We start from the raw sequence: 25,257 nt of genomic DNA, 5'->3' as shown, positions 1-25,257 counted from the left end.
AATAAGGATGACTCTTCTGTAAATGAGTCATCCTTATTGTTTAGTTAGGCTTTACTTAAATTAGATAGAACATTTAGAATAATATATAAACGATCCTTTTTAATGAAAGGGGGAAGTATCGATGTATAAAAAAATAATTGAGCCACGTGTTTCTGAAACAGATGGGGTCGGGCACATCAATAACACTACCATACCGATTTGGTTTGAAGCTGCTAGAAATGAGATTTTTAAATTATTTACCCCTGACAGTTCCTTTGAAAATTGGAAAATGATTATTTTAAACATGAACGTGGACTATATGAAGCAAATTTATTTCGGTAAGGATGTGGAAGTTTTTACATGGGTCAAAAAAATCGGAAATTCCAGTTTACAACTTTATGAGGAAATCCACCAAGAAGGAAGAGTTTGTGCAAAGGGAACAGTCACCTATGTAAATTTTAATCTCAAAAAACAACAATCTGAAACAATACCACAAGAGATTAGAAAAGAATTGGAGTTGCGCCTTTATCAATTGAATAAGTGATTAGTTGAATGTAACCTTTCAAAAAAATTTTGAAAAAGGTTCTTGAAATAGATTAATAAATAGACTATTATTTTATTTAACCGCTAAGTACTACATATCGTTATTAATTGAAATAAAAACAACTATATATTGTGTTTGCCTTGAGAAAAGATGCCATTAGGCTTAAAAGGGAATCTGGTGGAATTCCAGAACTGCCCCCGCAACTGTAAATGCTGACGAAATGAGAAAACCACTGTATAAGAGAGTTTAATTGATTAGGCGCTTATACGGGAAGGGCTCAAAGTAGGGAGATGCATAAGTCAGGAGACCTGTCTTTCTTAAGATGTTTCAACTTCTTCGGGGATTGAGAAGATGAAATGGTGGCGACAGGAGACACTTGACTACTTTTTTCATCCTTCTGTATTGTTATCGTTTCATCCGCTCAATTCACCTTGAGCGGATTTTTTAATTTAGGGGGAAAAAATATGACTACTAGGGTACGATCTGAACTTGATTGTTTTTTAGAATCTATTAATCAAGTTGAACAGAAATACAACATTGATGCTTCTGAACTGAGGAAGCAAATTAGTCATCTGGAAGGAACAGCGACTGAAATGAATAAGCATGCATTATTCTATGCAGTCAATCAAATAGCGATAGATCAACCAGATTGGACGTTCGTTGCTGCCAGTTTCTATCTGAATGAATTATATTTTAAGGCGGCCGAAAACCGAGGTTATAAGAGTTCAAATAAATATGGAGACTTTTATGGATTACTAAAACAACTAACGGATATAGGAGTCTATTCCAATGATTTATTAAGTCTTTATAGTAAAGATGAAATAGATACATTAGCGAAAGCGATTAATCCAGAAAAGGATCATTTATTTACTTACATAGGATTATATCTATTAGCAGATCGATATCTTGCCCGTGATTATAACCGAAATATTTATGAACTTCCCCAAGAGCGATTTATGATTATTGCTATGACACTAATGAAGTTTGAAAAAGAAACCATTCGTCTAAGTTTAGTGAAAGAGGCATATTGGGCTTTAAGCAACTTATATATGACAGTTGCAACTCCTACCTTAGCGAATGCCGGAAAAAGCTTTGGTCAGCTCTCCTCATGTTTTATTGATACGGTTGATGATTCACTTGATAGTATTTATTTAAATAATTGGGATATTTCTCGGTTAAGCAAAGATGGCGGTGGCATCGGGGTTTATTATGGAAAGGTTCGTGCTCTTGGTTCTGATATAAAGAAATTTAAAGAAAACTCATCCGGGGTAGTTCCATGGATAAAATTAGTGAACGATACGGCTGTTAGTGTTGATCAGTTAGGTCAGCGGCAGGGAGCCATTGCTGTATATTTAGATCTATTTCACAAAGATATTATGAGTGGATTTCTTGACTTAAAAACGAATAATGGCGACGAGAGACGGAAAGCTCATGATATATTTACCGGCGTGACCATACCAGACTTATTTATGCAAAGGCTTGAAGAAATAGATGAGAACGGAAGGAGTATTGGAGAGTGGCATGCATTTTGTCCTCATCAGGTAAAACAAATCATGGGCTGGAAAGATGAAAAGGGTAACCCTCTAGGCTTGGAAGATTTTTATGATGAAAGTAATCATAAATATTTTACCGAGAAATATGAGGAGGCAGTAAGAAACCCACTTCTTCCTCGTAAAACATATCGAGCTATGGATATTATGGCACGAATCATGGTTTCACAACTAGAAACAGGGACTCCGTACATGTTTTACCGTGACGAAGTGAACCGGCAAAATCCGAATAAACATCTTTTAGGCAAGGGGCGTACTTCTATCTATTGCAGCAACTTATGTACAGAAATCACGCAAAATATGTCACCTACAATGATTGTTAAGGAATATCAGGACGAAGAGGGAAACCTCGTAATGGTACGTAAACCAGGGGATTTTGTTGTATGTAATTTATCCTCTGTTAATCTTGCAAAAGCTGTACCAGCGAACGTCTTAGAACGACTAATACGGATACAAGTAAGAATGTTAGACAATGTCATTGACTTAAATACAATCTCAGTGGGTCAGGCGCAACTTACGAATAAAAAGTTTAGAGCTGTTGGACTTGGTACCTTTGGGTGGCATCATCTTCTTGCACTAAAGGGAATTCACTGGGAATCCAATGATGCCGTTCATTTTGCAGATGTATTATATGAAGACATTGCTTTTTACACGATTCGGTCGTCAATGGAACTAGCAATGGAGAAAGGTTCGTATAGTCAGTTTAGTGGTTCTGAGTGGCAGACTGGTGACTATTTTACACGTAGAAATTACCAGACTGATAGGTGGAATGATTTAAAGAGGAAGGTAGCTATTCATGGACTACGAAATGGGTGGCTTATGGCTATTGCACCAAACTCTTCAACAGCAAAAATTGGTGGTTCAACAGATGGAATTGATCCCATCTATTCAGTTGAATACGCTGAAGAGAAGAAAAATTTTAAATTTAAAGTGACAGCACCTGACCTAAACCATCACACTTACAATTATTATCGTCGTGTAAGGCATGAAATTGATCAAGTTTGGAGTATTAAACAGAATGCTGCTCGTGGACGTCATATTGATCAGGCAATTAGTTTCAACCTGTATGTTCGACATGACATAAAAGCGAAAGAGTTATTAAATCTTCATTTGGCATCTTGGAAGCAGGGGCTGAAGACAACTTATTATGTAAGAAGCACCACACAATCTGAAATAGAAGATTGCGAGGCGTGCCATAGTTAATGGGAGGAGAACTCAATGGACATTCATTCACCTTTATTAAAAATTAAACTACTAAATCCGAAGTTTCCGAATAAAACGACAGGAATAATTAATGGGCAGTCTTCAGGATTGCTTAACTGGAATGATATCGCTTACCCACAAATGTACGATTTGTATCAAACATTATTATCAAATTTTTGGAAAGCACAAGAAATTAATATGCAAGATGATATTAAGCAGTGGGACCAACTTAGCTTACCAGAGAAAGATGTATTTTTGCGCATTAATACCCAACTGGCCTCATTGGACAGCCTGCAAACACCAACGATGTGCCAGGTGATGGATTATGTGTCAGATTCAAGTATGAAAGCCATATTTGCAGTGATTGCTCAGCAGGAGGCGGTACATAACGAATCATATTCCTATATTCTAAGTTCTCTTGTACCTTTAAGTGAGCAAAATGACCGATTCAATCAAGCGAAAAGTGATCCAATCGTCCAAAAAAGAAACCAACTCATATTAAATTCGTATGAAAGTTTTCGAGAAAATCCTACTCCGCAAAATCTATTTAAATTAGGTGTAAATTCTATCAATCTAGAGGGTATTTATTTTTATGCAGGCTTTGCTTTTTTCTATTATCTTGCCGGACAGCAAAAAATGTTAAAAACAAGCACAATGATTAGCTATATTCAACGTGATGAAATGCAACATGCTTATTTTATGGCTCAGTTTTTACGGATTCTTTTAACAGAAAATCCAAAATTAAATAATGAGGCAAACATTGATTATATTTATCATACAGTTGGACAAGCTGTTGAGCTAGAAAAAGAATGGGCACGAGTGATTTTCCGAGAGATAGATGGCATTGATTTGAATGAGTATGAGGAGTACACCGAATATCTTGCTAATAAACGGTTACGTCAGCTTGGTTTGCAAAATCTCTACGAGGACAGAAGTAATCCAATGCCGTGGATTCATGTGTTCAGCGATGAAATGATGAATGAAACGAAGTCTGATTTTTTTGAACAAAAATCAAGGACTTATTCAAAGGTTACACAATCCAATGGATTTGATGAATTATGAAAATAGCTATCGTGTATTCTTCTAAAACTGGGAATACAGAAGAATTAATTCATTTGATTCAAGAGCTATTCATTAAGAAGAATGTTGTTGTTAATCTTTTTAGAATTGAGCAATTTCAATTCAATGTTTTAAAAAACTATGAAGCTATTGTGATTGGAACCTATACATGGGGAAACGGAAATATACCACATGAAATGATGGACCTTTTTCGTGCTTTTGAAACGCAAGACGTGAAGAATATAGTTACTGCAGTTGTCGGGACAGGGGACAGTGGCTATCCAAATTTTTGTGGGGCTGTTGATGAATTTAAAAGCATGCTTTATTATCACACTCATTTAGCTGTTACACTTAAAATTGAGGTTTCACTTCAACAGAAAGACATGAGCCGCTGCATACGGTTTGTTGAAATTGTTTTGGAAAAAATTCTACTTTATCGAAGCAATCTAAAGATAAAGAGTTAAAAGGAAACAAGAAGAGGTTGCAATGGAGGCAACCTCTTCTTTACTAATTACTTAAATGAATCTTCTAATTCATCTATCAATGAACCTACAAAAGCCACAGCTCTACTGATAGGTTCTGGCGTAGACATATCAATTCCGGCATGTCTCAACAACTCAAGTGGCTCCATTGTTCCACCTGCACGCAGTACCTCTAACCATCTATCTACGGCAGGCTGGCCTTCTTCTTGAATCATTTGCGCAACAGCTGTTGATGCAGTTAACCCTGCAGAATAGGTGTATGGATATAATCCCATGTAATAGTGTGGTTGGCGCATCCAAGTTAAGCTTGCTCCTTCATCTATTACAACCGTATCTCCCCAAAACTCGGTAAGTACGGATTTGGTTACTTCTGTTAATATTTTAGCTGTTAGTGCTTTTCCATCTTCAGCAAGAGTGTATATTCTACGTTGATATTCCGCTTCAAGTAAATGGGTGACAAAATTATGATAATAGGTTCCTAGCAGTTGAAGAACAACCCAACGGCGCATTTGTTTATCTTTATATTTATGGAGTAAATGCTGGCCTAATAGCATTTCGTTCATAGTTGATGGTGCTTCTACAAAATACATGGAAGGGCGCACATTCATGATTCGTTGATTTTTATTGGCTAAAAAGAAATGTCCTGCATGCCCAAATTCATGTGTTAAGGTAAAGCATCCACGCATATTATCCTGCCAAGTAATAAGGATATATGGATGAGACCCATACGGGCTGGAGCAAAAAGCTCCTGTGGATTTGCCAACATTATCTGCTAAGTCAACCCATCTTTCCTTAAATCCTCTTTCCATGATTTCGGAATATTCAGGACCCATTATTTTTAAAGAATCCAATATGAGTTGGGTCGCCTCTTCATAAGTAGTTTTTGGGTCGAAGTCTGGGTCAAGTGGTGCTTTCAAATCACAAAAAAGCATTTGCGGAAGACCAAGAACTTTTTGTTTTAATTGGGCAAATCTCCTCATATGTGGGGCAAGTTCTTTATATATAATGTCTATTTGATTATTATACATCTCCAATGTTACCTGCTGGGGCTCTAGTAACATATGGGTAACGGACTCGTAATTCCGTAAGTGTGCAAGAGTGACTTGCTTCTTTACCTCTGTAGCATAGGTTGCAGCCATCGTATTTGTGTACTTTTTTAAAGTTTCAACAAAAGAGTAATAGGCCTTTCTTCGAACCTCTGTATTTGCTGAGAATTCGTAGCGGCTCTCAAATAAAGAAAAAGAAACAGGCAACTCTTGACCACTTTCATCTTTTATCGGAGAAAAATCCATATCCGCCAATTTTGTCATTTGGTAGATTTGATAGGGGGCTCCTTGTAGTTCACCTAAAGCAGCGAGGGCTTCTTCTGTTTCAGGAGAAAGTCTATGTTTTTTCGTTTCTAGAATCTCCATTAAACTTTTTTGGAAGGCCTCGAAATCAGGCTCCGCTTGGATGTATTTTTCGACAATTCCTTCATCAAGGGCAAGAATTTCAGAATGAATGAACGATAATGCAGCGATACATTTCGTTTGTAATGCTGAAAATTTTGCTGAGTTTTCCTGATTAACTGGGTCAGTTCCATCTGCGGATTGTCTAAGGTTCGCATATGTCCCAGCCTTTGTAATTTTCATGGAAAGCTGTTCCTGTGCACATAGGCAATCTAATAATGCCTTTGCACCTGTATGTAAAGTTCCCTTATATTGATCAAACTTGTTGATTTCATGGTCAATTGTTATTAGTTCTTCTTCCCATGACTTCTCTGAGGGGAATAAGTCATCCAGATTCCATGTTAAATGTTCGGGTACTTCTGAGCGGTTTAACCGTTTCACTACTGGTTTTTTCATCAATTCTCCTCCTAACATTCTTTCGAGCTACTAAATTTATCATATATTATTAGAAAATTAAGTCAAATAAAAACTAATTCACCATCTGTAGGGTTTTCCTAATTTTTTGACTATTTATTGACCATTTATTTTTTTGAATGATATCATATTATTGGAAACGCTTACTATAAAAGGGGGTAACTACGATGGGTTTCGGTAATCAAGTGCAATTTAAAGTTTATCAAGAAATAGAGAATAATATTGTTCCGGTTTCATATGAAGAGTTAGAAGCTAAGGCTAAAGAGCAACTTGAGGCAAAACCCTATTACTATGTTGCCGCATCAGCTGGTGCTGAAGTAACAGCAAGGAACAATAACAAGTCATTTGAAAAGTGGCATATCGTCCCACGCATGTTATGTGATACCGTATCAAGAGATCTAAGTATCGAGTTGTTTGGCAAAAAACTTCAGTATCCTTTATTGCTCGCACCAATAGGAGTTCAATCGATCGTCCATCCTGAAGGCGAGCTAGCAACTGCACGGGCTGCGGCTGACATGGGTGTGCCTCTCGTGGCTAGTACTGCTTCTACATATAGTCTTGAAAAAATCTCTGCAGAAATGGGAGAAGGGGATAGATGGTTTCAGCTGTATTGGAGTAGCGACAGGGAAATTGCTGCAAGTATGGTAAAAAGAGCTGAGGCAGCGGGATATAGTGCTATAGTGATTACACTTGATACCCCAATGATGGCATGGCGTGAAAAAGATATTGAACATGCATATTTGCCATTCTTAGAAGCAAAAGGTATTGGTAACTATTTAGAAGATCCTGTTTTTTGTTCACGCTTAGAGAAGTCCCCAAAAGAGGATATAAAATCTGCCATCATGCTTTGGGCTCAAGTATTCGGAAATCCTTCATTAACTTGGAAAGACATTGAATATATCAAAGGACACACCACTCTACCTATTTTGTTAAAAGGGATTTTACATCCTGAAGATGCCAAGCTGGCATTAGAGCATGGTGTGGATGGAATTATAGTCAGCAATCATGGTGGCAGGCAAGTGGATGGAGCAATTACAGCTATTGATGCATTACCAGAAATTGTAGATATTGTGAGAGACGAAATCCCAGTTTTAATGGACAGTGGGATTAGAAGAGGCTCTGATGTAATCAAAGCGATTGCATTAGGGGCAAAAGCTGTACTTGTAGGACGCCCTTATATGTATGGATTAGCTTTGGCGGGAGAGGAAGGAGTTAAACAGGTACTTCGAAACCTGATTGCAGATTTTGACTTAACCCTAGCCTTGTCAGGAAAGCGTACGGTAAGCGAGTTAAATCGGGATTTATTGAAGAAACTATAAGATTTGGGGGAGAAACAGTGGAAGAAAAACTAGTTAGAGCAATTCAAGATGAATATCCTGATGATTTTGCCTGGTGCTATGGTTGTGGCAGATTAAATGAAGAGGGGCACCACTTTCGTACTTGTTGGCAAGAACAACAGACGGTGACAATCTTCAACCCGGAGTCAAGGCATCTAGCATTACCAGGATTCGTTTATGGTGGAATAGTTGCTTCGTTAATTGATTGTCATGGAACTGGGTCAGCATCATTGGCCCTTCATCGTAAAAACGGTCATGAACCAGGAGATGGGGCGGAACCTCCGCGGTTTGTCACAGCTTCACTGAGCGTGAATTTTATCAAGCCTACTCCTCATGGTGTGCCATTAAAAGCGGTTGGTACAGTACATGAAATACACCCGAAGAAATTTAAAGTAGAAACAGAGGTTTATGCAAATGATACTCTCTGTGCTCGTGGTGAGGTTGTGGCGGTCGTAATGCCAAATTCGTTTTTACAGAAAGAATGATCTAATAACCCGAGGCTAACTCAAGAACTAAGGAGTTAGTTTCTTGTTCTATTGTCATCAAAATGAAATGTTTTCTTTTGAAACAAAAAAAGACCTCCTGCCGTCAAATATTATAGGAATTGTTTGAACGGGAGGTTAACTGATGGGGAAGATGAAAATCTTAGTCATTTCCTTAGTGATTGTTTTTGCCATGGGTTCCGGTTTGGTAATGAGCGCATTTGGTTCTGCCTTTTTTCAAGAAGGAAATCCACTGCCTATCCTTGTGTCTGCCATAAAACTGCAATTCTCTGAGACAGAGTATGTTCAGTTCTCGAAAACGCAAAAAAGAAGCAGCTACTTGTCAGAAAGCAAGAGTAATGACAGCTATTTAGTTGTGGAAGATTTTATGAAATCAAAAGGATGGTCGTTTCAAGAAAAAATGGGATCAGGCCTTATATTTACCAAAAATGGTGAGGATGCTGTGGTGGAGGTACGACAATACTCAAGACACTACTTTATCTGGGAGATTCAGAAAGCTTTTTTTCAGTAAAAGAACTAATACATAAACAACACATTAAAACCCCTAATCTTTTTAGAATAGGGGTTTTCGTTCGTATCAATCCTCTATTTGGCTAAAATAATCATTAACCAACTGTTCTAGTGGTTGGAGTTCTTTTTCCAAGTGAGTGTTTGCTTTCAATGATGAAAGGGCACTTTCAATAATAAATTTGCGGGGTACACCTGAATGTAATATTTCATCAATAATAAAGTCCAGTAGTTCAATAAATTTAGCCTGTTCTGCTTCATTAGAAATATGCTTTGCAATCGTTTTTCTTAATGTGACCGAGTGTTGAAGAAGTTGAGTTTTAAATCCCTTATCATTTTTTTGACAGCCAGGAAGCCACTTTTCAATCAGTTCTGATTGAAGCAATTGATCATTGGATTCGACTACATCTTCCACCATTTTCACTAGACGGCTAACACTATAACGTACTACTTGACTGATTTTTTCTCCCGTTTCATACGCCATTCGATTGTAATGTACGTTTATTTGGAGAATTCCTTGAAACATTATTGCGCAATCTAACAAATAAGGTCTTTTGTCCTCGCCAAAAATTTCAACCAAACGCTTATAGTACCAGTGAAGAGAATTTAAGCGACTACGTAGAATAAATTGTTTTAGGTCATTATCATTCGAGGCCATAACCTCTTCAAATAATGCAATTAACTTATTTTTTCTATTTGTTATCATTTGTAATTCAATCTGTTTTATAAAAATCTCAATATCTGACGGGTCTTGACCAACTAGCAAGTCATTTTTGTCTTTTTCTAGCTTTTTGTAAATGGATTTGTAGATTCCGATTAATAATTCATTCTTTGAAGAAAAATAATTATAAAATGTACCCTTTGAAATACCGCTATAATCTAAAATGTCTTGAATAGATGTCGCTTGGAAACCCTTTTCAATAAATAATTGGTGGGCAGAATGAATAACATTTTGTTTCCGATTGTACATATAATCACCCTAAAATGGATTTGTACTGACTGTATAAAATAATAGTACATTATTTCTAGATTCTTTACAAACCCATAAATTTGTAGATATTTTTAATTGCAAAAATTGAACTCACAGTATATTATTATGTAAGTGTGAAACAGGGGTATAAAAAATTGAACTAAAAGTTTATAGGGGGAAATTCAATGGATCAATCAAAAGCTGAGGCTAAACGTCCTCCATACGGGATTATTGCGGTCTTAATGATTGGAGCCTTTATTGCATTCTTAAATAACACATTACTAAATATCGCACTACCTTCCATTATGAAGGACTTAGAAATCGAAGCTTCGACGGTTCAATGGCTAACAACAGGATTTATGTTAGTAAATGGAATTCTTATTCCATTATCAGCATTTTTAATTCAGAAATTCTCTGTTCGTCAACTTTTCTTAGCAGCAATGATTTTATTTACTCTCGGTACTGTTTTAGCTGGATTTGCACATGCCTTCCCGTTATTACTAACCGGTCGAATGACTCAGGCTGCTGGTTCTGCCATTATGATGCCTTTATTAATGAACGTAATGTTAACAAGTTTTCCAGTTGAAAAACGTGGTATGGCGATGGGCGTATTTGGATTGGTATTAATGTTTGCACCAGCTATTGGACCGACATTATCAGGCTGGATTATTGAACACTATGATTGGAGAATGCTTTTCCATTTTATTACACCAATCGCGATTGTTGTTGTATTAATTGGCTTTTTCTTACTTAAAGATAAAAAAGGAAAAGTTGATATCAAACTTGATTTCTTATCTGTTATCTTATCTAGCGTAGGGTTTGGAGGATTATTATACGGATTTAGTTCTGCAGGTAAAGACGGATGGGATAGTCCAAAGGTATATGGCACCCTTGCAATTGGTGTTATTGCATTGGTAACCTTTATTTTACGTAATTTAAACCAAGAACGACCACTGCTTAATTTTAGGATTTACAAATATCCAATGTTCGCTTTATCATCAGCGATTTCTATGGTTGTTACCATGGCAATGTTTTCAGGGATGCTTCTTTTGCCAATTTATGTTCAAACGATTCGAGGAATATCGCCGATAGATGCTGGATTATTGTTGTTACCTGGAGCAATCGTAATGGCTATTATGATGCCGATTACTGGTAAATTATTTGATAAGTTTGGCGGACGTCTACTGGCTATCATTGGTTTATCGATTACAGTGATCACAAGTTATCTTCTTAGTAATTTAACTCTTGATATGTCTTATAAACACTTAATATTTTTATACACTTTGCGTATGTTTGGTATGTCAATGGTAAATATGCCGGTTACAACCAATGGTTTAAACCAGTTACCTTCAAGATTTTACCCACATGGTACAGCGATGAATAATACCATGCAACAAGTTTCAGGTGCTATTGGTACGGCTTTATTGGTAACAGTAATGACAACCCGTGCGAAAACACACGCAACGGAACTTGTTGCGGCAGCCAAGGCCAAGATGCTTAGCAATCCGCCGACAACAGCGATTACTGAGGCTATGAAATTAAAAATGCAACACGACATCCAAATGAAAGCTATGCTTGAAGGGATAAATGATGCGTTCTACGTAAGTGTCTTTATCGCTGGTCTTGCTTTAGTCCTTGCACTTTTCATTAAACGTGCAAAACAAGCAGAAGACCCAGGAGAAGCTAAGCCAGCAGGCAATAAAGTAACTGCAAAGCTAGCTGAGAATTAAGGATTGAAGTGCCAAGCACAAAAGTGCCTGGCACTTTTTTTATATTTAGACTATCCTATATTTGCTTTTTAGGGGAAAATACTCAATATTAGTAATGGAAGTTATTTTAGGAGGATGCTTTATGGTGAATTTTTCAGATGCCTATATTGAACGTTGTGATAAAGAAACAGAAAATATGATAAAGAATGAAACAATGACTTTTTTAGCTCAACCACTCACTTACTTGAAAAAGAATAAAAATGAGTTTATCTATCTAGAGTCAAACTGGTTTGAAGGGATTAGAGTAGAAGCTGTTTCGTTAGAGGCTGATGATGTGTTTGGAACGTATGACGTGATGTTAGGGCTAAAGCTTCAAAAGAAATTCGATAAAATATTAAAAGAACATCTAAATACAACTTTACATGGAAATGAAGCTAAATTTGATTTGATGTTTAGTCAAGACGATGGCCTATGGAATTTAAACTTTGCTTTGAATTATGTCGAAGGTTTTAAGGAAGATATGACCTTAAATGAAGCGTTCCAAGTAATTTATCAATTCCTAAATAATTTAGTCGAATCAGTAAAATAGATGGAGGAACGATGCGAGTTATTTCCTTATGCCCGAGTAACACAGAAATTATAGAATTTTTGGGTCTGACACATTTATTAGTAGGTGTGGATGATTTTTCTGATTGGCCTGAGTCTATTGCCAGTCTACCAAAATTGGGGCCCGATCTATCGATTAATATGAATCAGGTAGAAAAATTAAACCCTGACATGGTTCTAGCTTCTTTAAGTGTCCCAGGAATGGAGAAGAATGTGGAGCAATTAAAGGAACGAGGGATTCCTCACATCATCTTGAATCCGCAATCTCTATCGGATATAGAACAAGATCTTATTACTACTGCAGAGGTACTGGGATACCCGGAACGAGGCAAGCAGGCGGCCGAACAGTACCACACAAGACTCGCAAAGGTAAAACAGCAATATACCCATAATCATCGTGCACTCACGCTATATTGGGAATGGTGGCCGAAACCAATATTTACACCAGGCAAGCTAAATTGGCTTACAGAAATATCGGAAGCAGCAGGAGCGGTCAATTTATTTCACGATGTTGAATTGGCAAGTGTTCAAACAGATTGGGAAGATGTGTTGATTCGGAAACCCGATTATATTTGCCTGGTTTGGGTGGGTGTTAGAAGGGAAAAAGTACAAAAAAGTGTTGTAAAAAAACGTCCTGGTTTTGAATCACTTAATTATTTTAGTGATGATCAAATCCTTATTCTAGAGGAAGAACTCTATTGCCGCCCTTCACCAAGACTACTTGATGGATTAGAAAAATTAGTGGGTTTAATTCAAAATTAAGAGCTTTTGCTGAAAGTAAGCAAAGGCTCTACTTTTTTAAAAAACTTGGTAAAATATATTTACTTTACAAAATACCCATAAGGGTATAAAATTAATTTTGTAATAAACATCTTGGAGGAAACTTAATGGTTATTTCATCGATTATTGGAGCGGTAATAATTGTATCTATATATCAACGATATGTTCCTGTCATAGGAATTTCTTCTGTACAAAATTTTTCCGATCATGGGGAACTTGTATTACTGGATTTAAGAGATTATCAAACATCTTCAAAAGAGGTGATTCCGGACTCAGTAAACATACCGTACGCCTACTTAAAGCGGTACTACAAAGAAATACCTAAGAAAAAGCTTCTTATAATTGCTTCAGATTCAATAGAAAAAAATTTGGCCATCCGTTTTTTAAAGAAAAGGCAATTTTCCATTCACGGTTTTATGATTTTGGATGAAAAAAGGAGGGAGAAGCATTGGAGTATGATAAGCAAACAAAAAATAGGTTAAAACGAACAGAAGGGCAAATTAGAGGTATTTTACGTATGATGGAAGAACAACAGGATTGTGAGAAAGTTATTAACCAATTATCAGCTGTTAGTTCTGCCATTAGCCATACAGTTGGAGTCATTGTAAGCGAAAACCTTAAGTATTGTTTAATTGAACAAGCCGATGCCAGCAACAAAGATGAACTTGTCAATGATGCAGTAAAACTCTTGGTTAGAAGTCGAAAATAAAAAGTGTTGACATGAATTTTTTTAAGTGTTAATATACCCCTATGGGTATTTGAATAATAAGCTCTCAAGATATTAGAGAGAAAAATTAAGGAGATGTTTGCACTTGAGTACAAGTACGATAATCATGATTATTTTATTGGTTGGATTTTTTGCTTGGAGGCTTATTCCTGTAAAAGGAGTGCGCAATATAACAACTGGTCAATTGAAAGCTGAACTTGGTGACAAGAACAAACAATACATTGATGTTCGTACGCCAATGGAGTTTAAAGGCCGAAATATTAAAGGATTTAAGAATATTCCACTTGATCAATTAACTAATAAAGCAGCTACACTAGCAAAAGATAAAGAAGTTATTGTTATTTGTCAAAGTGGAATGAGAAGTACACAAGCTTCAAAAATTCTTAAAAAATTAGGTTTCAAACAAATCACAAATGTAAAGGGCGGCATGAGCGCCTGGAATTAAAAATTAGGAGGAATGGAAAGATGAAACGTATTACAGCTAAGGAAGTAGAACAAAAACTTGTAAATGGTGAAAAGTTAAATATTATTGATGTTCGTGAAGTTGCAGAAGTGGCTACTGGTAAAATTCCAAACGCAGTTAATATTCCATTAGGATTAGTTGAGTTTAAAATGCCTGATCTTAATAAAAAGGAAAAGTATATTATTGTTTGCCGATCAGGAGCAAGAAGCTCACAAGCTACCATGTTCTTAGAAAGCTATGGCTTCGATGTAACCAACATGGACGGCGGTATGATGGCTTGGGAAGGCGAATTTGAATTTTAAACCAATCAATTATTATATACACAGGGAAAATCTTAAAAATTTTTAAGAAAAATAATACCATAGGGGGTAATTAATGATATGTCTGTAAAAGTAATGCTTGCTAATGAAGTTGCGGATATGACAGTAAATAAAAAACCGTTATTTATCTTAGATGTTCGTAATGAATCTGACTATAAGGATTGGAAAATTGAAGGGGAATCAGTTACAAGCATTAATATTCCTTACTTTGATTTAATTGATGGCGTTGATCAGATACTAGATCAACTACCTAAAGACGAGCCAATTCTTGTGGTATGCGCCAAAGAAGGTTCATCTGTATTTGTTGCAGAAAGCTTAGCAGAAGCTGGACTTGAACAAGTTTCCTACTTATTAGGTGGTATGAAGTCTTGGAGCGAATACTTGTATCCAGCAAAAGTGTATCAAGATCAAGATTTAAAGGTATATCAATATATTCGCGTAGGTAAGGGTTGTCTATCTTATATGGTTGTTTCTGGTGAGGAAGCACTTGTGGTTGATCCTTCCCGATTTATTGATACTTATGAAAAAGTTGCTGCCGATGAAGGTGTAAAAATCACTCACATCGTTGATTCGCATCTACATGCAGATCATATTTCAGGCGGTAGAGATTTAGCTGAGCGTCTTGGTGCACATTATTACCTAATGAAGAGCGAGGGAGCGGTTTTCTCGTTTAATGCACTCGAGGATTTCACAAAAATTGAATTTGAAAGAGTTAGTCTTGAAGTACTTGCTGTGAAAACACCGGGGCATACTCCAGGAAGTGTTTCATTCTTAGTCAATAATAAACTTCTTTTCTCAGGTGACACTATTTTTGTCGGCGGTCTTGGTCGTCCTGACCTAGGTGGAAAAGTGGCAGAATGGGCAGAGGACCTATATGAGACTGTGTATGAAAAGGTCGCAGCTATTACAGATGATGTAGTAGTGCTTCCCGGTCACTATGCTAGTCTTGATGAGGAAATGAATGGTGAAGGCTTTGTAGGGGATACATTAGGTAGCATACGAGCAAAAAATGACATGATGAGAAACAAGGCAAAAGAAGACTTTGTTGAAATGGTTGTAGCTAATGCAAATAGTGAAACACCACCAAACTTTGAAGAAATTGTGGGAATCAACCGAGGTGTAATCAGTGCGACAGCTGATAAACAACAAGAGTTAGAAATTGGGCCAAATCGTTGTGCCCTTCATCACACACATTAATTGGAAGGTGGCTGTTCTATGCAGGACGAACCAAAAAATCAGGTGGATTGCAATACAACGGGTTCTTGAGGTATTAGCAGATCTAATACGACTGGGAATGATGGGAACAAAGGAAAACAACCTATTCCTATATGACCTGGAACGTTAGTATGGCTCCTGGTAGGAGGCATTTACCTTATTATTAAAGCTGTTAGTAAATTTTTTTAATAAAGGAGAGGTATCAATGAATCAAATTACGGTTTATACAACTAATACTTGTCCGTATTGCACCATGTTAAAAAATTTTTTAAACACACAAGGACTTACTTACAAAGAAGTTAATGTTCAAATGGACCAAGCAGCTGCTAACAAGCTAGTTCAAACAACTGGACAGTTAGGTGTTCCGCAAACAGAAATTAACGGACAATGGGTATTAGGATTCGACCCAGAAACAATCATGAGCTTAGTAAAATAATTGTAAAAAAAGAAGCGGTGAGTGTCACTGTTTCTTTTTTTATTTAAACTTTCCTTAAAGTATCTACATTAAAATCCCCTTAAGATGAATAATAATGAAATAGTTGTTCATAATATTGACAAATATACCTGTATAGGTATATTATAATTCCTATTACATCATTAAACTATCCAAATGCTACTTTAAGAGCAAACCATATAAATAAACAATCATCATATGGAGGTGGGAACATATGGAATACAATGATCAAATGAAAAATAGAATTAAACGGATGGAAGGTCAGCTTAGAGGAATCTTAAAAATGATGGAAGAAGATAAAGATTGTCGTGCGGTTATTACTCAATTGTCAGCAGTTCGCTCAGCCGTAGATCGAACAATTGGAGTAATTGTTAGCTCGAACTTAGTGGAATGTGTACTTGATGCTGAAAATAATGGTGAAAAAACAGATGTATTAATAAAGGATGCAGTAAATTTACTTGTCAAGAGCAGATAAAAAAAGTTCATAGTGTTGACACATTTATATATATTTAGTAATATACCCATAGGGGTAATGATGAATATTAAAAACGACCTCAAATTATTAAAAGAAAAAACAACCTCAAAGGAGATTATAAAAAAATGAATGCAGATAAAATTCTAGATGCTAAAGGATTAGCATGTCCAATGCCAATTGTAAAAACAAAGAAAGCAATAAACGAACTAACCTCTGGTCAAGTATTAGAAATCCATACTACTGATAAAGGTGCGAAAAACGACCTTTCTGCTTGGGCGAAATCCGGAGGACACGAGCTTTTAAATTTTGAAGAAGATCAAGATGTGCTTAAGTTCTGGATTAAAAAAGGATAATTTTTTTTAAAATATTAAATACCTGTACAGGTATAGGTAAAAACAACTATATATCAGGAGGAATTATTTTGAACGAAAAGAAAAGGACAACAATTGTTTTGTTTAGTGGAGATTACGATAAAGCTATGGCAGCATACATCATTGCAAACGGAGCTGCTGCCTATGACCATGAAGTAACCATTTTCCATACATTTTGGGGATTAAATGCCTTACGTAAAGATGAAAATATTATGGTTAAAAAAGGTTTCATTGAAAAAATGTTTGCGAAAATGATGCCAAGAGGCGCTGACAAAATGGGTCTTTCCAAGATGAATTTTGCAGGATTTGGGCCAAAGATGATTAAAGATATTATGAAAAAGCACAATGCGATGCCTTTACCACAGTTAATTGAAATGGCACAAGAACAAGATGTAAAGCTAGTTGCATGTACCATGACAATGGACCTTTTAGGTCTTAAGCAAGAAGAGCTATTAGAGAATATTGAATACGCAGGTGTAGCAGCGTATTTAGCTGATGCTGAAGTGGGCAATGTGAACTTGTTTATTTAATAGAATGATAGAATTTTATAAAATCTATACCTTGTTGGTTAACAAATAGGAGGCACATTATGACATCGTTAAAAACGGATTTGGTTTTAGATGCAAAAGGATTAGCATGTCCCATGCCGATCGTGAAGACAAAGAAGGCTATGACCGGTTTAGAAGCAGGTCAAGTATTAGAAGTATTAGCAACTGATAAGGGTTCGAAAGCTGATATCAAAGCTTGGGCTCAAAGTTCAGGTCATCAATATTTAGGCACAATCGAAGAAAGTGATGTGCTTAAACACTACCTAAGAAAATCTTCTTCAAACGAGGAAGCAATCGAAAGAAAACATCCGCATGTAACTTCAAATGATGAGCTTGCAGCGAAGTTACATGCAAATGAAAACATTGTTGTACTCGATGTAAGAGAAGAAGCTGAATATATGTTTAATCATATTCCAAACGCAGTTTCTATTCCATTAGGTGAATTGGATGAACGAGTAAATGAATTAAGTAAAGAAGCTGAAATTTTCGTTGTCTGCCGAACAGGTAATAGAAGTGATTTTGCAGCACAAAAATTAACAGAAAATGGCTTTAGTAAAGTCTTTAATGTAGTACCTGGTATGAGCGAGTGGACTGGTAAAACAACAAGCTTAAACAGTTAATCAAATGGGGCTTAACCGCCCCACTCTTAAAAATATTCTTTTTTTTGAAATTAAATATACCGTAGGGGGTAATACAAGCATGACAGTTAAAGCGATGACTTCAAAAGAAGTAACTAAAAAGGTATTTAATAAGGAACCATTATTTATTCTTGATGTTCGTAACGAAAGCGATTTTCAAGACTGGAAAATTGAAGGAGAAAACTTTGAGTATGTAAATATTCCATACTTTGAATTGCTTGATGGAGTAGAAGAAATTTTAAATAAAATCCCAACTGATAAAGAGGTTTTAGTTGTATGTGCTAAGGAAGGCTCTTCTGTTATGGTAGCAGAGATGCTTTCAGAAGAAGGTTTAACAGTTTCCTACCTTCAAGGTGGTATGAAAGCGTGGAGTGAACACCTAGAGCCTGTAAAGGTGGGAGATTTAAAAAACGGAGGAGAGATTTATCAATTTGTTCGTATTGGTAAAGGCTGTCTATCGTACATGGTGGTTTCAAAAGGTCAGGCTGCAATTATTGACGCAACACGAATGACAGACATTTATCTTGATTTCGCAAATAGTGTTAATGCAACAATTACTCATGTGTTTGATACACATTTACATGCGGACCATATTTCCGGTGGTCGTGAGATTGCTGAGAAAACAAATGCAACTTATTGGTTACCTCCAAAAGATGCAACAGAAGTTACGTTCGAATACCAGCCATTAGAAGGTGGTCAAGATGTAACAATTGGAGGCACAACTATTAATATCCATGCATTGTATTCTCCAGGTCATACTATCGGATCTACATCATTCGTTGTAGATGAAAAATTCTTACTATCTGGAGATATCTTATTTATTGATTCAATTGGACGCCCTGACCTTGCGGGTATGGCAGAGGATTGGGTTGCTGATTTAAGAGAAAGTCTTTATAAGCGTTACAGAGAGTTATCTGAAGAATTAATTGTGTTACCTGCTCATTTTATGATCATTGATGAATTGAATGAAGACGGAAGTGTGTCAGAAAAACTAGGTACGTTATTCGCAAAGAACCATGGATTAAATATTGCAGATGAAAATGAGTTTCGGAAATTAGTTACCGAAAATCTACCACCACAGCCAAATGCTTATCAGGAGATTCGTGAAACAAATATGGGGAAAATAAATCCTGACCTTGAAAAGCAACGTGAGATGGAAATTGGACCTAACCGCTGTGCAGTACGTTAATACGAAGTGAAGAAAACCAAATCAATAAAACTTGGAGGTAATATATAATGGAAGTAACAAAAGTGTTAGATGCTAAAGGACTTGCATGTCCAATGCCAATTGTAAAAACAAAAAAAGCAATTAACGAGCTTGAAGCTGGGCAAATTTTAGAAATTCATACTACAGATAAAGGTGCTAAAAATGATCTTGCTGCATGGGCAAAATCAGGTGGTCATGAATTACTTAAGCATGAAGAAGAAAATGAAGTATTGAAGTTCTGGATAAAAAAGGGATAAATAATAGTGGGAACCGTAAATGGTTCCCTTTTTAGGAGGAGAAAAAATGGGTATCGATTTTGTAATTACCATATTCTTAATTGGTTTTGTAGGGTCATTTATTTCAGGTATGTTAGGAATCGGTGGTGCCATCATTAATTTCCCAATGCTTTTGCTAATCCCTGCTGCCCTGGGGGTAGCTCATTTTTCAGCTCATGATGTCGCAGGAATTACTGCAATACAAGTATTCTTTGCCACAATCGGCGGAGTCTGGGCTTACCGAAAAGGCGGTTACCTAAATAAAACCTTGATTGGTTATATGGGTGTGAGTATATTAATCGGAAGCTTTTTGGGTGGTTTTGGATCTACACATCTCCCGGAAAGCGGAATAAATATCGTCTATGGTGTTTTAGCGTTATTAGCTGTAATCATGATGTTTGTTCCTAAAAAGGGGATTGATGATATCCCTATGGAACAAGTTAAATTCAATAAGTGGCTTGCTGCCATTCTTGCACTAATAGTAGGAGTCGGTGCAGGTATTGTTGGAGCAGGTGGGGCGTTTTTATTAGTCCCAATCATGCTTGTTGTTTTAAAAATCCCAACAAGAATGACCATCGCATCTTCTTTAGCGATAACTTTCATTTCCTCTATTGGGGCAACTGTTGGTAAAATATCAACAGGACAGGTAGAGATTATTCCATCTCTCATTATGGTAGTTGCAAGTCTCCTTGCTTCTCCATTAGGTGTTAAACTCGGTAAAAAAATGAATACAAAGGTTTTACAAGTAATCTTAGGAATCTTAATCTTTTCAACTGCAGTAAAAATTTGGGCAGATATTTTGTAAATGAGCGATCTTTAATTCAAAAATAGGAGGGATTTAATTGACGAACAAGAGATTGGTTTATTTTGTCTCGTTAAGTTCCAATGCACCCTTTGTATTAAAAGAAGCTCTCCATTATGTAAGCCAAGGAAATGAAGTATCTGTTTTCTTTGATTTAGATGGAGCCCGTGTCTTAGATCCAAGATACTTTAAAACTATAGAAAACACACATAACATGGATATAGGGTCATTATTAACCACTGCTCTATCTAAAGGTATTAAATTGTATGGTTGCCAATTGAATGTATTAATGGCGGATGGATTTGAATTAGTTGATGGAGCAGAGTTAGCTGGAGTTGCAACCTTTTTGGATATAGCATACAAAGCAAATGCAGTATTAAGCTACTAAAGAGGTGACTTAGGAATGGAAGCAAAGAAAGTAGTTGTTTTAGCCCTTCATGACGAATTAGAATCTGCCTATCCACCACTTAATATTGCCGTTGGTGCTGCTTCTTCTGGTGCTGATGTCGTTTTAGCTTTTTCGAGAAAAGGAGTTAATATATTAAAAAAAGACTATGTACCTAAGCCGTCCCATGGTGTTGAGTACCTTTCAAATGCATTGCAAAATTTTGGCGCTCCTACGATCCATGAATTGCTTGGATTGGCCGTTGAAGCTGGCGTGCAGTTATATGTAGTTGATTTAGATATGGATGATAAAGTGAATTTTCTTTATTATGCAGAACAAGTCCCTATCAAATGGGTGTTAAACGAAGCAGGATCTGCAGATCTATTTGTTCATTTTTGATTAAAGTGGGGCTAATTATTTAGCTCCCTTTTTTATTTTTCCTTTCTTAACAGATTCTTAACAATGAGATGGGAATATTAAAGAGATATAGTGGGGGAATAATTTATGGGAAAATCTTTTGCGTTGTGGGGGCTGAATACATGAGTGTAATCCAAATAGGTTCACTTTCCATTATGCTGAAATGGGTTCTACTTGGTGCCGCAATTCTACTAGGACTCGTGATTATAAAATTATGGTTGCAACGGACACAAACAGAAGGAAGTAAAAAAGAAATCTTTGATACCTTAACAAATAGCCTTTTTATCTTGATTTTAGCTTGGAAAGGAAGTCTCATTTTATTAGAACCGAAGCTAATTATAAAAAGCCCTATTTCGCTTCTTTATTTCACTGGAGGAACGAAGGGACTAATAATTGCGGTACTGATTTCCCTTATTTATTTTATTAATAAGAATAAGCAATCAAAAATTTCTGCTAGGGTTATTTTTCAATCCATACTTATATTTATTTTATCTGTTCTAAGCTGTTATCATTTTACTTCCTTATTTGCCCTAGATGGTAATGATTTATACCATTTACTAGTAGGTACCTTCACACTTATCATTCTGTATTTTATTCTAATACCAAGGGAGTGGCGATTTTGAACAAGAAAAATTCAATGATTGTAATTGCATTAATTGGTCTAATTGGATGGGGAATCTATGATACCTCAATATCGTCGTCAAATAAAACAGAAAAAAGTAATCAGGTGAAAGAAGCTGCAACAACATCAAAAGATCTTGAAATTGGGCTGCAAGAAGGAAATAAGGCACCGAATTTTGGATTAAAAACTTTGGATGGACAAGAAATTAAACTTTCTGATATGGTAGGGAAGAAAGTAATTTTAAATTTCTGGGCAACATGGTGTCCGCCATGTAAAGCTGAGATGCCGCATATGCAAGAGTTTTATGAAGAACAAAAAAATAACCAAGTGACGATTTTAGCTGTAAATTTAACTACTTCAGAAAAAAGCAGTAATAACATTGGGGCGTTTGTTAAGGACTATGGTCTAACTTTCCCAGTAGTACTTGATAGTGAAGGGCAAGTCGGACAAACGTACCAAGCCGTTACTATACCAACTAGTTATATTATTGATACCAAAGGCGTTATTAGAAAAAAAATTGTAGGTCCTATGGATAAAGAAATGATGACTGAGTTAATACAAGGGATGGATTAAACGAAGAGTAGGGATAAAATGCAAAAGGAAGAAATAAAGGAGCAAGAAATTAGGCAGACAGTAGATTCAAAATATATTCAACAGCATCTTGCAAATGAACGGACATATTTAGCATGGATCCGAACAGCTATCGCAATAATTGGTGTAGGCTTTTTAGTAACTAATTTACATTTCAATATGAAAGCAACTCTCTCCCCAATTGGCGATTTATTAGCAAACTTAATTGGGATCGCTTCTGTAGGACTAGGGATTGTTACTATTCTAATGGCTACAATTGTATATTTGAGAAAGGTTACTACTATTAACCGACAAACTTTTATTGCTTCCAAAAAATATATCATTACACTTAGTATTTTAATTATCTTTATTACCTTGTTATTCGGAGCCTATTTTCTTATGTTTTAAAGGAAGAAATTACATATAGACAAATAAAAAAGCACTTGGAAGTGCTTTTTTATTTTGTAAATTATTTGTTAATCATACAATCTGTATTCGTTTCTTTTTTCATTTTTGCAGCACAGTCCTTATGCATTTCCTTAAGTTGTTTTTCACTTAATTCAGGATGTTTTTCCTGCATAAATGGGAGCATTTCTTTAAAATCACCGACTTTACATGCAATCTGGTCACTAGCAGCCATGACCCCAGTTCCCAGCCCTAGTAGCATAACTGCAGTAAAAACACCTGTTATTAATTTTTTCATCATGAAATCCTCCTAACCTTGATTCCTTTACAAGTTAAATTTTATATTATTTTTAGTATAAGAAACGGGGTAAATGTTACAGTATCTAAAACTTTATTGGTAAAATAAATCCAAGAAAAACGACTGCTTTTAGGCAGTCGTTTATAAATATATTATACTGTAGCTTCAGCCTTTTGATTGAATACGGATGAATAAGTTTTCCAACCACCATCTACATTTTTGACTTTAAATCCATTCTCAGAAAGAATTCTTGCTGCTAAATAACCTCTTAATCCAACCTGACAGGATACATAAATGGTCTCATTTTTTGGGAAAGTATGCAGTTTTTCTCTAATCTCTCCGAGTGGAACATTAACTGATCCTTTGATAAAACCTTTTTCTCTTTCATTTGGCTCACGTACATCAATGAGTAATCCACCGTTTTTGACAATCTCATCAATTTCATGCCATTGAACGGTTTCAACATCTCCCTCCATAATATTGGAAGCCACATAACCTGCCATATTAACAGGATCCTTGGCTGAAGAATATGGTGGTGCGTATGATAATTCTACTTCTGTTAAATCAAGTACTGATAAGTTTCCTTTTATTGCTGTGGCAATGACATCAATCCTTTTATCCACACCATCTTTACCAACAGCCTGTGCACCAAGGATTTTTCCATTAGTTGGATCAAACAATAATTTCAAAGCGATTGATTCCGCACCAGGATAGTAGCTAGCATGACATGCTGGGTGGATATGAATGGCTTGATAGTTTGTATTTAACTGCTTTAACCGTTTTTCATTATTTCCTGTAGCAGCAACAGTTATGTCAAATACTTTCGCAATGGATGTTCCTAGTGTTCCTTTATATTTTTCAGCCTTACCATAAATGTTGTTGGCTACAATTCGACCTTGACGGTTAGCTGGTCCCGCAAGTGGAATCATAGCAGCATTGCCATTGATATAATCTGTTACTTCAATGGCATCACCGATTGCAAAGATATTTTCATCATTTGTTTGTAAAAATTCATTAACCTGAATCCCACCGCGCTCTCCGATATTTAAGCCAGCGTTAATCGCAAGTTGATTTTCTGGACGGACGCCAATCGATAAAATTGTTAAATCTGAATTTAATTTAGTTCCACTAGAAAGTTCGATTATGCTTCCATTTTCCTTAAATGCTTTTACACCGTCTTCTAGGATTAGGTTAACTCCTTTATTAAGGAGATGTTCGTGAACAAGGGAAGCCATTTCATAATCAAGTGGAGCCATAACCTGATTGGACATTTCCACTACAGTTACATTGACCCCACGCTCAGCAAGATTCTCTGCCATTTCAAGACCAATAAAACCACCACCAACAACAACAGCTTTTTGTGGATCCTGTTGGTCAACCGCATTTTTTATTCTATCGGTATCAGGAATATTTCTTAGTGTAAATATATTTGTTGCATCGTTTATGCCTTCAATTGGTGGGAAAATAGGCTTCGCACCAGGTGAAAGTACTAAGGTATCATACCTTTCTTCATAAACTTCGTTTGTTTTTAAATTTTTTACGGTAACAGTTTTTTTGTCTCGATTAATGTTGGTAACTTCACTTAAATTTCGAATATCCAAGTTGAATTTTTTGCTCATTCCTTCTACGGTTTGGACAAGTAGCTTTTGACGATCCTTTATGGTTTCTCCAATATAATATGGAAGGCCACAATTGGCAAAAGAAATATGTTCACCTCGTTCAAATAGCACAATTGTTGAGGATTCATCTAATCTTCTTAAACGTGCTGCAGCAGTTGCCCCTCCAGCTACTCCACCGATTATTACAATTTTCTTAGTCATGTCTATTTCCTCCTTTTAATATACCCTTATAGGTATACTAACATGGGTAGAACAGTTAAGCTGTGATAATTATCACAAAAGGACTTTTAGTAAGTTCACAAACATTGAAAGTTAGTGGAAATAATAGATAAGCATTGATTTGGATTTTAGAAAA

At 36.1% G+C, this 25,257-nt stretch carries 32 protein-coding genes and 1 riboswitch; of the genes, 28 read left to right on the top strand and 4 right to left on the bottom strand.

The genetic code is table 11. The annotated features are described in order from the left end of the window. Positions 1-121 precede the first annotated feature (121 nt). The 4 genes from ABES03_RS04560 (at position 122) to ABES03_RS04545 (ending at position 4,799) form a co-directional block, all read left to right on the top strand. Positions 122-523, top strand: a complete 402-nt coding sequence (locus ABES03_RS04560) for an acyl-CoA thioesterase (RefSeq protein ID WP_430115553.1) — start codon at positions 122-124, stop codon at positions 521-523. Positions 524-653: 130 nt separating this feature from the next. Beyond that, positions 654-853: riboswitch (cobalamin riboswitch) on the top strand. Between the two features lie 134 nt (positions 854-987). Continuing rightward, complete coding sequence (locus ABES03_RS04555) at positions 988-3,276, top strand: ribonucleoside-diphosphate reductase subunit alpha (protein WP_430115552.1); 2,289 nt, start codon at positions 988-990, stop codon at positions 3,274-3,276. Between the two features lie 15 nt (positions 3,277-3,291). Continuing rightward, on the top strand, positions 3,292-4,338 hold the full coding sequence (locus ABES03_RS04550; RefSeq protein WP_430115550.1) for a ribonucleotide-diphosphate reductase subunit beta: 1,047 nt from the start codon (positions 3,292-3,294) through the stop codon (positions 4,336-4,338). Next, a complete protein-coding gene (locus ABES03_RS04545; RefSeq protein ID WP_430115548.1) occupies positions 4,335-4,799 on the top strand; it encodes a flavodoxin domain-containing protein in 465 nt (154 codons plus the stop codon). Before ABES03_RS04550 ends, ABES03_RS04545 begins: the two co-directional genes overlap by 4 nt. 47 nt (positions 4,800-4,846) lie before the next feature. On the opposite strand, the gene pepF is transcribed toward ABES03_RS04545, so the two are convergent. Continuing rightward, positions 4,847-6,661, bottom strand: coding sequence for an oligoendopeptidase F (pepF, locus tag ABES03_RS04540; RefSeq protein WP_430115547.1), 1,815 nt, complete (start codon positions 6,659-6,661; stop codon positions 4,847-4,849). A gap of 185 nt (positions 6,662-6,846) precedes the next feature. On the opposite strand from pepF, the gene ABES03_RS04535 reads away from it, so the two are divergent. The 3 genes from ABES03_RS04535 (at position 6,847) to ABES03_RS04525 (ending at position 9,030) form a co-directional block, all read left to right on the top strand. Beyond that, complete coding sequence (locus ABES03_RS04535) at positions 6,847-7,998, top strand: lactate 2-monooxygenase (protein WP_430115545.1); 1,152 nt, start codon at positions 6,847-6,849, stop codon at positions 7,996-7,998. Positions 7,999-8,015: 17 nt separating this feature from the next. Then, on the top strand, positions 8,016-8,501 hold the full coding sequence (locus tag ABES03_RS04530; protein ID WP_430115543.1) for a PaaI family thioesterase: 486 nt from the start codon (positions 8,016-8,018) through the stop codon (positions 8,499-8,501). A 142-nt stretch (positions 8,502-8,643) separates the two neighbouring features. Next, positions 8,644-9,030, top strand: coding sequence for a hypothetical protein (locus tag ABES03_RS04525; protein ID WP_430115542.1), 387 nt, complete (start codon positions 8,644-8,646; stop codon positions 9,028-9,030). 66 nt (positions 9,031-9,096) lie between these two features. Here the strand turns inward: ABES03_RS04525 and ABES03_RS04520 are convergent, their stop codons facing one another. After that, a complete protein-coding gene (locus tag ABES03_RS04520; RefSeq protein ID WP_430115541.1) occupies positions 9,097-9,996 on the bottom strand; it encodes a TetR/AcrR family transcriptional regulator in 900 nt (299 codons plus the stop codon). 185 nt (positions 9,997-10,181) lie between these two features. Between ABES03_RS04520 and ABES03_RS04515 the strand changes: the two genes are divergently transcribed. From ABES03_RS04515 to ABES03_RS04415, 21 genes are all read left to right on the top strand, one after another. After that, the gene (locus ABES03_RS04515; RefSeq protein WP_430115540.1) at positions 10,182-11,726 is read left to right on the top strand and encodes a DHA2 family efflux MFS transporter permease subunit; all 1,545 of its coding nucleotides are present in this window, start codon (positions 10,182-10,184) and stop codon (positions 11,724-11,726) included. A gap of 121 nt (positions 11,727-11,847) precedes the next feature. Beyond that, positions 11,848-12,294 (top strand): branched-chain amino acid aminotransferase, encoded by a 447-nt coding sequence (locus ABES03_RS04510; RefSeq protein ID WP_430115538.1) that lies wholly within the window; start codon positions 11,848-11,850, stop codon positions 12,292-12,294. An 11-nt stretch (positions 12,295-12,305) separates the two neighbouring features. Continuing rightward, positions 12,306-13,073, top strand: a complete 768-nt coding sequence (locus tag ABES03_RS04505) for a cobalamin-binding protein (protein ID WP_430115537.1) — start codon at positions 12,306-12,308, stop codon at positions 13,071-13,073. Positions 13,074-13,198: 125 nt separating this feature from the next. Next, positions 13,199-13,573 (top strand): sulfurtransferase, encoded by a 375-nt coding sequence (locus tag ABES03_RS04500; protein ID WP_430115535.1) that lies wholly within the window; start codon positions 13,199-13,201, stop codon positions 13,571-13,573. Next, on the top strand, positions 13,540-13,800 hold the full coding sequence (locus tag ABES03_RS04495) for a metal-sensitive transcriptional regulator (protein ID WP_430115533.1): 261 nt from the start codon (positions 13,540-13,542) through the stop codon (positions 13,798-13,800). Before ABES03_RS04500 ends, ABES03_RS04495 begins: the two co-directional genes overlap by 34 nt. Positions 13,801-13,924: 124 nt before the next feature. Further along, positions 13,925-14,263: a rhodanese-like domain-containing protein gene (locus ABES03_RS04490; RefSeq protein WP_430115604.1), complete on the top strand. Its 339-nt coding sequence runs from the start codon at positions 13,925-13,927 to the stop codon at positions 14,261-14,263. Between the two features lie 20 nt (positions 14,264-14,283). Beyond that, on the top strand, positions 14,284-14,583 hold the full coding sequence (locus ABES03_RS04485) for a rhodanese-like domain-containing protein (RefSeq protein WP_430115531.1): 300 nt from the start codon (positions 14,284-14,286) through the stop codon (positions 14,581-14,583). Positions 14,584-14,661: 78 nt separating this feature from the next. Then, positions 14,662-15,798: an MBL fold metallo-hydrolase gene (locus ABES03_RS04480; RefSeq protein ID WP_430115529.1), complete on the top strand. Its 1,137-nt coding sequence runs from the start codon at positions 14,662-14,664 to the stop codon at positions 15,796-15,798. Positions 15,799-16,021: 223 nt separating this feature from the next. Beyond that, positions 16,022-16,252 carry a glutaredoxin family protein gene (locus ABES03_RS04475; RefSeq protein ID WP_430115527.1) on the top strand — a complete coding sequence of 77 codons (231 nt, stop codon included), beginning with the start codon at positions 16,022-16,024 and terminating at the stop codon, positions 16,250-16,252. Positions 16,253-16,484: 232 nt separating this feature from the next. Next, complete coding sequence (locus ABES03_RS04470) at positions 16,485-16,745, top strand: metal-sensitive transcriptional regulator (RefSeq protein WP_430115526.1); 261 nt, start codon at positions 16,485-16,487, stop codon at positions 16,743-16,745. A 125-nt stretch (positions 16,746-16,870) separates the two neighbouring features. Next, complete coding sequence (locus ABES03_RS04465) at positions 16,871-17,098, top strand: sulfurtransferase TusA family protein (protein ID WP_430115525.1); 228 nt, start codon at positions 16,871-16,873, stop codon at positions 17,096-17,098. Between the two features lie 68 nt (positions 17,099-17,166). Continuing rightward, a complete protein-coding gene (locus ABES03_RS04460) occupies positions 17,167-17,646 on the top strand; it encodes a DsrE/DsrF/DrsH-like family protein (protein ID WP_430115523.1) in 480 nt (159 codons plus the stop codon). Positions 17,647-17,705: 59 nt separating this feature from the next. Beyond that, complete coding sequence (locus ABES03_RS04455) at positions 17,706-18,284, top strand: sulfurtransferase TusA family protein (RefSeq protein ID WP_430115521.1); 579 nt, start codon at positions 17,706-17,708, stop codon at positions 18,282-18,284. Positions 18,285-18,363: 79 nt separating this feature from the next. Continuing rightward, positions 18,364-19,491 carry an MBL fold metallo-hydrolase gene (locus ABES03_RS04450; RefSeq protein WP_430115519.1) on the top strand — a complete coding sequence of 376 codons (1,128 nt, stop codon included), beginning with the start codon at positions 18,364-18,366 and terminating at the stop codon, positions 19,489-19,491. Between the two features lie 47 nt (positions 19,492-19,538). Next, positions 19,539-19,766, top strand: a complete 228-nt coding sequence (locus tag ABES03_RS04445; RefSeq protein WP_430115517.1) for a sulfurtransferase TusA family protein — start codon at positions 19,539-19,541, stop codon at positions 19,764-19,766. A 46-nt stretch (positions 19,767-19,812) separates the two neighbouring features. Further along, positions 19,813-20,589 carry a sulfite exporter TauE/SafE family protein gene (locus ABES03_RS04440; protein WP_430115515.1) on the top strand — a complete coding sequence of 259 codons (777 nt, stop codon included), beginning with the start codon at positions 19,813-19,815 and terminating at the stop codon, positions 20,587-20,589. A 37-nt stretch (positions 20,590-20,626) separates the two neighbouring features. Next, entirely contained in the window at positions 20,627-20,974 is a 348-nt protein-coding gene (locus tag ABES03_RS04435; protein WP_430115513.1) for a DsrE/DsrF/DrsH-like family protein, read from the top strand. Positions 20,975-20,989: 15 nt separating this feature from the next. Beyond that, positions 20,990-21,370, top strand: coding sequence for a DsrE/DsrF/DrsH-like family protein (locus ABES03_RS04430; protein WP_430115510.1), 381 nt, complete (start codon positions 20,990-20,992; stop codon positions 21,368-21,370). Between the two features lie 140 nt (positions 21,371-21,510). Then, positions 21,511-22,011: a hypothetical protein gene (locus ABES03_RS04425; RefSeq protein WP_430115508.1), complete on the top strand. Its 501-nt coding sequence runs from the start codon at positions 21,511-21,513 to the stop codon at positions 22,009-22,011. Further along, on the top strand, positions 21,999-22,583 hold the full coding sequence (locus tag ABES03_RS04420) for a peroxiredoxin family protein (RefSeq protein ID WP_430115506.1): 585 nt from the start codon (positions 21,999-22,001) through the stop codon (positions 22,581-22,583). Before ABES03_RS04425 ends, ABES03_RS04420 begins: the two co-directional genes overlap by 13 nt. Before the next feature lie 18 nt (positions 22,584-22,601). Further along, positions 22,602-22,988, top strand: a complete 387-nt coding sequence (locus tag ABES03_RS04415; protein WP_430115504.1) for a YidH family protein — start codon at positions 22,602-22,604, stop codon at positions 22,986-22,988. 61 nt (positions 22,989-23,049) lie between these two features. Here ABES03_RS04415 and ABES03_RS04410 read toward each other — a convergent pair whose 3' ends face one another. Further along, a complete protein-coding gene (locus tag ABES03_RS04410; protein ID WP_430115502.1) occupies positions 23,050-23,286 on the bottom strand; it encodes a hypothetical protein in 237 nt (78 codons plus the stop codon). 149 nt (positions 23,287-23,435) lie between these two features. Beyond that, complete coding sequence (locus tag ABES03_RS04405; RefSeq protein ID WP_430115500.1) at positions 23,436-25,103, bottom strand: CoA-disulfide reductase; 1,668 nt, start codon at positions 25,101-25,103, stop codon at positions 23,436-23,438. Positions 25,104-25,257: the final 154 nt, after the last annotated feature.

This window comes from Neobacillus rhizosphaerae (assembly GCF_050477885.1).
GTDB lineage: Bacteria > Bacillota > Bacilli > Bacillales > Cytobacillaceae > Neobacillus > Neobacillus rhizosphaerae_A.
Note: the sequence above shows the minus strand (reverse complement) of the source record. Positions and strands in the feature narration are given on the sequence as shown.